An 11,350-nucleotide genomic window follows, 5' to 3' on the forward strand; every position below is an offset into this window, starting at 1 on the left:
AATTGAGTGCCCGACCGGAAACGGCCGGTGTAGAACCCCTCAAATTCGGCGAAACCCCTGATCAGCGCACAACGCCTGACCGAGGCAACGCCGAGCCAAGCCCGCCGTCGCATTCGTGCGAGGGTGCGGAAGGTGTAGAGACTAGACGGGGGGCGCCTAAGGCGGCGCGTGCTGGCAAGCGCACGCAGCGCGTCGCGATGGCGAAGGCATAGTCCAGCGCACGAACGAGGATGCCGCCCGGTGTCGTCGGCGTCGAAAGACGTGGTGTGAAGAAAATCCGCCGCTTAACAGCTTGCCGGTTCGAGTCCGGTCCCCGGCACCAGAGATAGCTTTCAACCGGTTTCAACGGTTTTCAATACAGCCCCACCAGTAAAGCCGAGTGGGGTTTTTTGCTATTGGCTTCATCGCTTCGCCGCCGATATCAGCCCCATCCTGGATTGTTCTGGAGATCTCAGGCTTTAGCAGGCGCCCGGCGGGTGGAAAACAAACTCTCACGGGAAGCGGCGCGAAGCCGCTGGAGCAATGACGCGCCCGGGATTCCGGCGGTCCTTAGCCGCATCGACAACCGGGGCGGACACTTCATGTCAATGCCCTCGCGGCTACTCCGTCCGTACCAGTTATTTGCGCGCCTCAGGAAACAGGCGCAAAAAACTGGTTTTGGAAGGCTAGGCCGGAGGAACCATGGATACAGCCATACCCAACAGCAGTAGCACCGGCAATGCAAGTAGCGCGGCAGATCGCAGAAACCTATACCATCGGTTCTGGCATACCTTCCTTCGAAAGCTGATAGCCCAAACGAATAGCGAAAAGGTTCCAATGATCCATAAAAGATACGCGGACTCACCGTCGGCGAGCGCTGCCGCGTACCCAAGGAATTTCGAATTGACAATCAATTATTGAACTCCGGGAAGTTCCAGCTGAACAGTTCAAAATATTTCAGAAAATCGGTTCGCGTACTACCCGAGTTGTTGTTCTGGTAGTCCCATCTGGATTCGCCGGTCGACGTGAACTGGCCCGTCTCGGGTGCCGTCCCCGCGTAAGAATTTTGGTTGGGGTCTGCTGAGTTTCTCCCCATGATCTTGTTGAACCACGTAATGGGGTTGTGAATGGTCCAGTCAGAATTCCCTTGGGCGATGGCTATTTGTGAGTCAGTCTTCTTAACTACCACTTGAATATGATGAGCCCGAAAACCCGACGCTTGTCCCTTCGCGTCCAAGGCCAGCGCCAAGAGATCGCCGGGCAGCAGGTCCGATGGCCCACTTAGCCGCACAGTGTTTGAGCCACTTCGCTGTATATCCGGCGCGCCGAAACTAACCATCATCATAGTGATAAAGCCACGTGGGTTTTGAGGATAATTCTCGTGGTAGTCGGGATCGTAAATGTCCATGTTGCGATATTCACGAACCCCATCCGTGAGCTTGACCGGTAGACCGTGCTTTGATGCGAACTGACAAAGAACTTCAAGCGCAAAATCCTCGCATGTAAAACGCCGCCCCGAGACACGAGCCGTTTCAGCTAACTGGGGAACGGCGGCTTGATACGCTTGAACATCGTCGGGCGTCCATTTCTTTACTGTTTTCCAGTAAACCTTTAGCTTACACGTGTGAGGAGATTCATCTTCCACGCGAGTGAGTGGTGCCCAGATGACATCACCAAATCGACTCATCGCCTTTTCCCTTTGAAAGACTCACTCCAATTTTTTGATCCGAGCGGCCCTCCATGATTGGAGTGCAACCATTGCTGTCCGTAGTAACCGTATTGGTCTCACCATTCACGTCCATCAGATAGACGCGGATGCCCGCAACGGCGTTGTCATGCTCATCGACAAAACGGAAGTGGCGGTTCAATCCCAGCCTTCGGTCAGATGTTGGCTCGCGGGAGCCGGTGTAAGAACCTGCCAGCGTAGCCGCCGGGTCTTCCGAGATGGTGAGAAAAATCCTCGGATTGCTGCCAACGATTACCCTATTTTTCTTATACGGGCACAGCACCAGATCGCCTTCGACAACAACGTCCCGTCCGTTTTCCGACATTCCCTTGCCGGTTCCAAATATCTTGAACGTCCCCTTGCAATTGCCGCACGTTGCCTCGTCCCCGCTCAATGCGACCTTTTTGCCGTCGTCGTGAATGGTGGACGAATACGCCAAAACATAACCGCGCGTTGTTGTCTTGTCGCCATGTCGAACCGCCGCCTTACGCATGGAAGTTTCCTCCGCCCATGGGGACACTTGGGGGCAGCGTATAGGCCGGATCAAACAGAGCGGGAATCCGTTCAGTGCCGTCGCCGTAGGTGACCCTATCGCCGACACGTGCCAGCACCATCCCTCGATACTCAGCCCTGGTCGTTACCCTGCTGACTCGCCCGCCGCGCTCAGTACGCGAACCATGGGTAACGAAGAGATAGGTGGATTCGTTGTTTGACTGTCCGGGCATGTTTCAGTCTCCTATATGAACGAACGAAAAGAACGCCGCGCTTCATACAAGTGCGTTTCGCTAAAGTAACCACCGGCCCAGATGGTTTCGTCAAAAATCGTCGAGGGTTAATGCATGTCAATAAGTGGCGCCGATGGTCCGGACATTCGCCAAACAGAAATCCGACCGTTGCGAGGTCTGTTCTTATGCCGGTGCTTCCCGGCAGTCGAATGGCGAGTCGGTACGTCGTGACGCGTATCCGCCGTTTATTTCGGATGGAGGGTTTAGCGAACTCGGTTATTCATGCGGCCCGCGCATCGTGCGCAGATGACCGATTTGTAGGGCTGAGCGAAGCGATTCAGCGTGAGAGGAGCTCACCACATCAGCGCGCCCAACGTTCGGGGCGCGCGGCGGCAAGCGCTTCGGCGGCGTCGGGCGGCGCGTGCGATTGCACAGCTACGGTTAAGCCTGTAGGAGGTATCTGTTCAGGTCGGCGAACCGGCGATGAAGTTCACTGTTCGGCCACGCAACACAGCGCCCGAACCAGGCTGAACCAGCTTCGGGAATGCCCGCTTGCTCGCGCTGGCGAACCGCCTCTTGGCTGAGCGGCCCGAATCTCGTCCCCATGTCGGTCGGTGCGCGTCAAGCCGCGCCCGCTCAGATTGTTCCATTTCGTCGAAAGGTAGTTTTCTTATATCGACACAAAGACTCGATAGTAGGGGTATATACTACTTGCTCGATGTTGCAAACAGAACCTCAAGGACTCTGCTGCAGCGCCAACCCCAACTAAAGTCGAAAGGTCATTGAAGTCATGAAGATCAAGCTTATTGCCTCCCTCCTGGTTATTGCCTCCGCGGCTGTCGCCGCACCTGCTTTTGCTAGCGGCTATGGTCCGGCACCGTTCTACAATCCGATGGTCGGCGCACCGGCTTCGGAACGTGGTCAAAGTGTGCAAACCATCGCTGCTGAGCGTGCAAGCGAAGCGGGCAACAGTTCGTATGGTGGCGTGAATGGCGCATCGTCGCAATCAAGTGCGCACGCAGCGGTAGAAGGCAGTGCGCCGGTTTCGGGCCCGGGCTCGCTGTTCGCTCACCATTAATTTGTAACGCCGAGCGCTTAATATGAACGCTGGTCAAGGCGTCGAGCCGGCACTGAAACAATGCGTAGGTATCCAATGCAAAACGTGATGCCGCGCCAATTTGCGAACCGGATACATGTTTCACATGTATCCGGTTATTCGGCCCTGCAGCTTGTAAAAGTTCCTGGTAACTCTTCACGTGGAGGCATACCGGCCTCACCGACTGGTATCTGAGCGGGCTCTCGTGCCGCTCTCGACTTTGCCCTGTGCTCCCACCTGGTCAGTCATTCGACGACCACCGCGCCGTATTCCGTAGCCTGAACACCTCAAAGCTCGCTAGAGACGCTCTGACACGAATAGTGCAAAAGCGGATTACCGTTGAGATGGCTGCTCAACCCGTTCCCGGTTCTCGGCAACCGCTCTGCGAACTGCTTCCAGCATGTCCGGCAACACTTCTGCGGCAGGGGCGTCAAGATGCTTCAGCGGAGGAGTTTTAACGCGAGGCTTAAGCGATACTCCATAAAGCTTGCGTGGCGCAGTCATATTCAGTCTCCAGCTTCGGTGACAGCCATTTCGGACGGCGGATCTCGAATTGCGTCCGGGTTCCGGAAATCACACCTTCCGATCTTTATGGAGGAGGGCGCTGTGCACGCCTTGCGTCGTGCGCTTCCAGGCTTCGTCGGCGCGTTGCTGCGCCGCCTGGAGAGTATGGGCGGCCCCTCGTTTGCCCCTCGGCGCAGGTGCAAATGCTGAAGTCAGGCCGGAAAATGCTCGGCGTACTGTCCTTGTGACCATGGCGCGCTCCGCATCGATGTTGGGATCATCAGTCTAGGCCTTTCCGCGCTGCTTGCGGTACTGTATGTTTAAACAGTATTTGCGAACATGGTATCCGTTACGCGTTTGGATCCAAAAGCGAGCATGCCAACCCCCTGCGTGGCAAGATGAATGAGTGGTTCGTCAGATATCTTGCAGTCTCAAGACAGGCGTTTTTTGTATTCTGCGATCAACTCGACGGTCAGCGCAGGCGCCTCGCGTCAATCCGATTCTCCTGTGCCGCACCTTCCCAAATCCAGAAACCATCCAGCATGGAACCCGAATAACTGACTTGTGGTGCTGCCACCCGGTCGATCCTTCGGAGGAACGCGACATGACACAAAATACAGACGCATGGAAAGCTAAGGGAAAGTACTTTACGCACCGCGGCCACGATATTTTCTGGCGCGATGAGGGTCGGGCGGATGCGCCAGTTCTCCTTTTGATACACGGCTTCCCCACGGCCTCATGGGACTGGCAAGACGTCTGGCCGGATCTGCTCAAGCGCTACCGGTTGCTCACCCTCGATATGATCGGCTTCGGGTTCTCAGGCAAGCCGCGCAATTACCCGTACTCGATCATGGACCAGGCCGACATTTACGACGAGTTTCTGGCGTCGCGCGGTGTCGGGGAATTCCATATCATGGCGCATGACTACGGTGACACGGTCGCGCAGGAACTCATTGCTCGGGACACCGAACGATTGGATCGGCCCAAACTCAGAAGTGTCTGTTTGCTCAACGGCGGTCTCTTTCCTGAAACCCACCGGCGTGTACGTTTTCAGTCGCTCCTGCTCTCGCCGATCGGGCCGCTTGTATCGTTGCTGACGAACAAGAAAAAGCTCTCTCAAAACATGCAGGCCGTTTTCGGGAAGCAGTCTCCACCAGACATCGAAACGCTCGATGCCATGTGGGACATGTTGCGTCTACAGCATGGCGAACGAATCATGCATAAGCTGATCCGTTACATTCCTGAACGTGTCGAGCATCGCGAACGCTGGGTAGGTGCCCTGCAAAAAACAGGAATTCCTCTCAAGCTGATTGTCGGTCCGGTAGATCCCATCTCTGGCAGCCACATGGTCAGTCGTTATCGTGAACTGCTGCCTCACCCGGACGTTTCGGAACTGCCCGGTGTCGGGCATTACCCGCAAGTTGAGGCGCCGAAGGCCGTGACGAACCGCTACCTCGAGTTCCGCGACCACCTCGTGACCGTGCGTGCATGAGCCGGCATTCGCCTGGTGAAGCGGAAACTGTGCACCGCGTCTTCCGTGAGTTCTGTATTCAATTCGTCGTCCTACCCTAGGATATGCTCGAAGAGCCGGTAGCTGTCCCCGGGCATCCGGCTTTGCCCCGGCCAACGGCCCGGGGCTTTTTTTGCACACGTCATGTAAAACGTATGCGTCAATTTTCTGCGGCCAAGCGTCGCAGATGTCACTCCTTCCGCTAAAGTTCGCCCGATTTGCGCCGCTATATAGGCACTGGATAAATCAATGCCTGTGACGCGGAATATGGATGCCCCGTTACTCTTTCAAATAAACGTAGCATTGCTAACAGAATAATTCTGTTGCAAAAAAACGCATGATCAGGCGAGTTTCTTACGGTAATCGCAAGAATCCAGGGTCGTGGAAGAGGCAGGCCGACTCGATCGTCCTAACGAATGTCAACGAGTGTTTTGATACATGGAAATGAAGATTGGAGCCCGGCTTACTTCTGCCTTCGGAGCCGTGCTGATGCTGTCACTGGTGATGATCGCGTAGTGAGGTTGTGAGGCGCGCAGCAATCAAGACAACCTAGGGACCACAATACGATCATGATCACAAGATTCGCTAGCGCCGTATTGCCCCGTGCCGTCAACACCGCCACGGAGCCATGGAAAAAGGGGCTCCCGGCAGTCGGGATTCTGGGCATGGTCCTCACTGTGTCCCTGGCGGCTGGCTATCACCTCGCCGCCGTACGCTCGCTGCAGCGGGAAGCGGCCCTTGCAGAAGAGATTGGTCTGCCGTTGGAGAATATCGTTGCTACGGTCGAACGTGACCGACGGCAGTTCGCACAGTACGCGGGACAGCCGTGCGAGAAGATCACGGCTGAGATCACAGGGCAAGGAGAACTGGCTCCGTATTTAAGCGGTGCATTTTTTGTAAAAGACAATCACGTCTACTGCTCGACTGTCTTAGGAGCAGTAGACATTTCGTTGTCAGCGTATGTGCCACGCTCGATCGCCAGCAGCCAGGTGGTGATGCGCCCCGGCACGCCGAGACACCCGCACTGGCCAGCGATGATCGTCTACGATCGCTTGTCCCGGCACACCGGGATCGGCTTCATCGTGCCGGGCGTGTACGTCCAGGATCTGCTGGTGAGCGGGCCGGTGGCCGGTGCGCAATCGGTGGCTGTCATCGGTTCCGACGGCAGCGCGCTCACCAGCGACGGTGAGTTCATCCCGTCGGCCTCTTCTCGCACGGACCGGACCAGCTATGCGGCTCCTGATGCATTGTTCTCCGTAGCGGTGCAGGGCATTCGAGCATGGCAGCTGCGTGATCTTGTCGCTGTCGAAAGTGTGGCGTTACTGATCGGCCTGTTGCTGGGTTCAGCGCTTGCAGCCGGCTATCTCACCGGCTACACGCCACGGCTGCGCCTGATCCGCAGGGTCCGGCGCGGTCTCGCGCGCGGCGAATTCTTTGTCGTCTATCAACCCATCGTCGACGTGGCGACGGGGCAATGGGCCGGTGCCGAGGCGCTGGTGCGCTGGCAGCATCCTCACAAGGGGCTCGTGATGCCCGGCAACTTCATCGGCCAGGTGGAGAACAGTCCGGTCATTGCAGACCTGACGCAATTCGTCCTTGAACGGGCGCTAGTCGAACTGGGCGCTATGAATTTGCCGGAGGGCTTTAGTGTTACCGTCAACCTGGCGGCTTTCCACGCGGGTCTGCCTGGTTTTCCCGGGCACCTGAGCGAAATCCTCTCGGCCAGTCATACCGGGTTGCAGGTGGTGTTCGAAATCACCGAACGAGGCTTGCTGGCGGGCATCGACAACGTGAGAGCGGGTTTAGCGAAACTGCGACACCAGGGTGTGAAATTCGCCGTCGATGATTTCGGCACTGAGAACAGCAACCTTGCGCTACTGCGACGGTTTCATTTCGACTACATCAAGATCGACCGGCAATTCGTCCACGGTGTCGTCAGCGACGACCGCGCGTTGGTGGAGGCCATCGCGTTTCTCGCGGGACAAGTTGGGGCGCGGGTTGTCGCCGAGGGCGTCGAGGAGCTGGCACAGCAAGACATCCTGAAGACGATAGGCGTGCCGCTCGCGCAGGGCTATCTGTTTGCGAGACCTGCTCTGGCCGCGGAATTCGAGCAGGGCTTTGCGGCGTCGACCATGCGTGCTGCCGCGTACAGCGCAGAAGTCACTGCACTGCGTTAGCTTACATGCGATCTCGCGCGACTCTCATCGACCTGACGCCGGCATCGCGATACGCATTGATGCAATGCCTGCGGTTTTTCGACTCAGGATCTGATGCGCCGATGCGCTGCCAATCGAGAAGGCGTGTGCGCAACCCGCAAGATAGATTCGCCAGATCCTGTATTTGGTCTCGCCTACGGTTTGCCGGATACGATCGGCGTGTTGCTCATAGCGCGCTGCCCAGCTTCTCAGTGTGGTGGCGTAGTGACGGCCCAGATTTTGCACGTGGAGCGCTTCGAAGCCGCTTTCCTGCAATGCCCGGGTCACCTGCGAGCGGCGCGAATGCTCGGCGGACGGAAACATGAATCCGCCGTTGAGCTCACCTGCCGGCGCTTGTGGGTCTCCCTTGTCGGAGTCGGAGTGCGTGATGCGGTGCTCTATAAACATGCCATCGTCTGCAAGGAGGCCGCGGACCATTGCAAAGTGCGATGGGAGGTTGTCGCGTCCCAGGTGCTCGAACATGGCGACACTCGCGATTCGATCAAACGTGCCACGCACATCGCGGTAGTCACCAAGCCTGATTTCAACCCGGTCGCTCAAGCCTGCCGCTCTAACCCTTTCGGTTGCGAGCTGATATTGATTCTCCGAGAGCGTTACACCTACGCAGCGTGCCCCGTACTTCTCGGCAGCGCGCATGACGAGTGCTCCCCAGCCACATCCGACGTCGAGGAGGCTTTGCCCGGGTTGAACCCTGATTTCACGGAGAACGTGATCGATCTTCTTGAGTTGAGCTTCATCAAGCGTCTCATTGCCGCTTTCGAAGTAGCCGCACGAAAAGACCATCCTGTCGTCCAGCCAGAGTTTGTAGAAGTCGTTGGAGACGTCACGGTGATAGCGGGCGGATGCCTTGTCCCATTGCCGGCTGTGATCTGTCCTGCCGGCGAGTTTCGAATTCACCGACATGCGATAGACCGCGTCGACGATTTCTTCGAGCTTGCCGTCCACGTCGATGCGCTCGGTAATGTACGCCTCCGTTAGCGAGTCCACACTCGAAGCGAAGAGCAGGGGAAGCGCTGACGGGTCGCGAACACGTATGCGCACCACTGGACTTTCAAAATTCCCGAGATCAAAACGCTTTCCATTCCAGAGGCTCAACTGGACAGGAAGATCGTGGCTACGGCGGATACCGTCTACCCAGGTTTCTATTCCTAAGTTCACTAACCGATTCAGCACTTTTCCTTCCTTCGGTTCGATGTGATTGATGGGCCGCCCGAAAAGCACAGAAGCGAACGCAGGCGGCTTAGGCCGACACCTGCCCGCCCTCAGGCGAGCCAATACTGGAAATCGTAGTACTCGGCACGCTGGCCACTCGTGAACGGGCTGCCGGGCCGCACACGCGCGAGTCCGCTGGTCCGTGTCATTGAACCGAGCGCGCCCGCGCCTTGCTGCTGAAAGGGCACGAGCCGCATTTGACCTTCTTCGCTGATCGAGCAACTCACGCGAATGAAATCGTCCCGGTCGCGCGCCTCGTCCCGGGTGGCATAGAGCGGCAGTCGGGGAACCTGAGGAAACAGCTTCTCGCGCCCCTGCATGCGTCTGATCATCGGAGTCACCAGAAGCGCGAACACGGAGAATGCAGCACCTGGATTCCCGGGCAGGCAGACAACCGGTTTTCTGGCGACGTAAGCCACTGCGACGGGCTTTCCCGGCTTCATCCGGACTTTCCAGGCAGCCAGCTCTCCGCCTAGCGATTCGAGTGCCGGTTTGATCAGATCTTTTTCTCCGACCGAGACGCCTCCGGCGCAGACGATCAGATCACTTTCTGAAAGCAGGCGGCCAAGTGCGCCGCGGATCTCGTACTCGTTATCCCGGCAGTGGATCGTGCCAGTGACCTGGGCACCCATGCCTTGCAACAGCGAAGCCAACATGGGGCCGTTGCTGTCAAAAATCTGCTCGGGGAGAAGGGTATTGCCAGGCGCAACGAGTTCGTCGCCGGTTGTCACAATGCCCACCCGGAGCCGCCGGTATACGCCGACCTGACTGATACCCTGGGTGGCAATGAGCCCGACGTGTGCCGCCTGCAACAGCGTGCCCTTTCCCAACAGGAGCTGGCCTTGGCGAATATCCTCGCCGCGGCGTCGCACATGCTGCCCGCGACGCGCAGCACAGTTGAATTCGACACTATTGAAGCGCTCCCTCGCATGCTCCTGCATGATTACGGTATCCGCGCCTTCGGGGATGAGACTGCCGGTGAAGAGTCGGGTGGCGTTGCCGGGTGCCAGCCGTTGAGGCATGCTGCCGGCGTAACACCGTTCCTGGACCGGCAGCGCCTTGCCGTCGCAGAGGTCTGCATATCTGATCGCGTAGCCGTCCATTGCACTGTTGTCTGCACTCGGCAGGTCAATCACGGCGGTTATCGGCTCGGCCAGGACCCGGTTGACACAGTCGCTGGCGGGCACCTGCTCCGTGATGTCGATTGGCGGAGCGCCTAACGCCAGGAGTTGCTGGGCGGCATCAAAGTGCAGCATCGTGGGCGTTTTTGTCCCTTGGGCCTCAAGAGTGACACTCATGATGCGAACTCGCTCAGTGAATGGATGACTGGCGTTGCCGTGTATTCGACAAATCCATTGCGGCGACAAAAGCTCAAGAGGCGTATGCCTGCCTCCTGAGCAATCTGGATGGCGAGGGAGGTGGGCGCCGAGATGGTTGCCAGCATCGGAATGCCGACGCGAGCGGACTTTCTAACGAGTTCGTAGCTTGCGCGGCTCGAGAGAAACACAAAGCCGCTTTGCAGGTCGATGCGGCGACGCATGAGTCGACCGATCAATTTATCCAGCGCGTTATGCCGACCCACATCTTCGAACGCTTCTGCGATCGTGCCGTCTGGCAAACACCATGCTGCCGCGTGAACACCGCCGGTTTGTTTCATCAGATGCTGTTTGTCCGGCAACTGCAGCACAGCACGTTCGACGGCGCTGGACGTCACCGCAACGGCGGCGCTTCGAAGAGGGACTTTCTCTGGCTGCAGGTCAAGGAGCTCGATGCTTTCGATGCCGCAGACGCCGCAGCCCGTGCGTCCTGCGAGCGCTCTGCGCTTGCCCTTCAGGTGTTGAAACGCGCCTTGCGAGATCGTCAACTGGATCTCGATGCTGGCCGCGTGGGGTATGACGTCCACCTCGAATACATCGGAGATCCGGTCAACGATGCCCTCAGTCAACGAAAACCCGATCGCGAATTCTTCCAGATCAAGCGGCGTGGCCATCATCACAGCGTGCGAAATTCCGTTGAACACGAGTGCGACGGGCAATTCCACCGCAACGCTGTCTGCGGCGGCATCCAGGGTGCCGTCTCGCAGGCGGGAGACCGGGCGTACTACGCTACCCGAGTGATCAATGGGGGGATTGCACGGCACGGACTTTCTCCAGGGTGTAGACGCGATGTTCGGTGCGCTTCGTACGCTTCGGTGCCGGCCGGCGGTGTGCCGACCGGGCTGCCGCTTAGTGATGAACCGGTACGACCTTGCCGCGGAACAGATGGTACTGGTACAGGTTGTAGCCAATCATGATCGGAAACACGGTGCCGATTCCGAACAGCATGAAGGTGAGCGTCGAACTATCCGACGCTGCCGACGCGACCGTCAGCTGGCCCGGAACG

General features: G+C 57.9%; 8 protein-coding genes and 1 pseudogene. 3 read left to right on the forward strand and 6 right to left on the reverse strand.

Features of this window, described 5'->3' with window-relative positions:
- Positions 1-889: 889 nt before the first annotated feature.
- Together VGH41_RS25820 and VGH41_RS25825 are read right to left on the reverse strand one after the other, a co-directional pair.
- A complete protein-coding gene (locus VGH41_RS25820; protein ID WP_331600504.1) occupies positions 890-1,666 on the reverse strand; it encodes a hypothetical protein in 777 nt (258 codons plus the stop codon).
- Positions 1,650-2,198 carry a PAAR domain-containing protein gene (locus VGH41_RS25825; protein ID WP_331600505.1) on the reverse strand — a complete coding sequence of 183 codons (549 nt, stop codon included), beginning with the start codon at positions 2,196-2,198 and terminating at the stop codon, positions 1,650-1,652. Before VGH41_RS25825 ends, VGH41_RS25820 begins: the two co-directional genes overlap by 17 nt.
- A 1,022-nt stretch (positions 2,199-3,220) precedes the next feature.
- Between VGH41_RS25825 and VGH41_RS25830 the strand changes: the two genes are divergently transcribed.
- The 3 genes from VGH41_RS25830 to VGH41_RS25840 all read left to right on the forward strand — a co-directional run bounded on the left by VGH41_RS25830 (position 3,221) and on the right by VGH41_RS25840 (position 7,717).
- The gene (locus VGH41_RS25830; protein ID WP_331600506.1) at positions 3,221-3,508 is read left to right on the forward strand and encodes a hypothetical protein; all 288 of its coding nucleotides are present in this window, start codon (positions 3,221-3,223) and stop codon (positions 3,506-3,508) included.
- 1,126 nt (positions 3,509-4,634) lie between these two features.
- Positions 4,635-5,522, forward strand: coding sequence for an alpha/beta hydrolase (locus tag VGH41_RS25835; RefSeq protein ID WP_331600507.1), 888 nt, complete (start codon positions 4,635-4,637; stop codon positions 5,520-5,522).
- 683 nt (positions 5,523-6,205) lie between these two features.
- On the forward strand, positions 6,206-7,717 hold the full coding sequence (locus VGH41_RS25840) for an EAL domain-containing protein (protein WP_331600508.1): 1,512 nt from the start codon (positions 6,206-6,208) through the stop codon (positions 7,715-7,717).
- A 24-nt stretch (positions 7,718-7,741) separates the two neighbouring features.
- On the opposite strand, the gene VGH41_RS25845 is transcribed toward VGH41_RS25840, so the two are convergent.
- The 4 genes and pseudogenes from VGH41_RS25845 to VGH41_RS25860 all read right to left on the reverse strand — a co-directional run.
- Complete coding sequence (locus VGH41_RS25845) at positions 7,742-8,929, reverse strand: cyclopropane-fatty-acyl-phospholipid synthase family protein (protein WP_331600509.1); 1,188 nt, start codon at positions 8,927-8,929, stop codon at positions 7,742-7,744.
- An 89-nt stretch (positions 8,930-9,018) separates the two neighbouring features.
- Positions 9,019-10,224 (reverse strand): gephyrin-like molybdotransferase Glp, encoded by a 1,206-nt coding sequence (gene glp, locus VGH41_RS25850; RefSeq protein ID WP_414696720.1) that lies wholly within the window; start codon positions 10,222-10,224, stop codon positions 9,019-9,021.
- A 38-nt stretch (positions 10,225-10,262) separates the two neighbouring features.
- The gene (gene fdhD, locus VGH41_RS25855) at positions 10,263-11,108 is read right to left on the reverse strand and encodes a formate dehydrogenase accessory sulfurtransferase FdhD (protein ID WP_414696718.1); all 846 of its coding nucleotides are present in this window, start codon (positions 11,106-11,108) and stop codon (positions 10,263-10,265) included.
- 85 nt (positions 11,109-11,193) lie between these two features.
- Positions 11,194-11,350 (reverse strand): annotated as a pseudogene (locus tag VGH41_RS25860) (cytochrome BD ubiquinol oxidase subunit II); the annotation flags it as partial.

This window comes from Paraburkholderia sp., assembly GCF_036488795.1.
Lineage (GTDB): Bacteria > Pseudomonadota > Gammaproteobacteria > Burkholderiales > Burkholderiaceae > Paraburkholderia.

What these genes read in the sequence shown, in the direction of transcription:
- VGH41_RS25825 (WP_331600505.1), bottom strand. Translation starts at nt 2,198, where the DNA reads ATGCGTAAGGCGGCGGTTCGACATGGCGACAAGACAACAACGCGCGGT.
- glp (WP_414696720.1), bottom strand. Translation starts at nt 10,224, where the DNA reads ATGCTGCACTTTGATGCCGCCCAGCAACTCCTGGCGTTAGGCGCTCCG.
- VGH41_RS25835 (WP_331600507.1), top strand. Translation starts at nt 4,635, where the DNA reads ATGACACAAAATACAGACGCATGGAAAGCTAAGGGAAAGTACTTTACG.
- VGH41_RS25820 (WP_331600504.1), bottom strand. Translation starts at nt 1,666, where the DNA reads ATGAGTCGATTTGGTGATGTCATCTGGGCACCACTCACTCGCGTGGAA.
- VGH41_RS25840 (WP_331600508.1), top strand. Translation starts at nt 6,206, where the DNA reads ATGGTCCTCACTGTGTCCCTGGCGGCTGGCTATCACCTCGCCGCCGTA.
- VGH41_RS25830 (WP_331600506.1), top strand. Translation starts at nt 3,221, where the DNA reads ATGAAGATCAAGCTTATTGCCTCCCTCCTGGTTATTGCCTCCGCGGCT.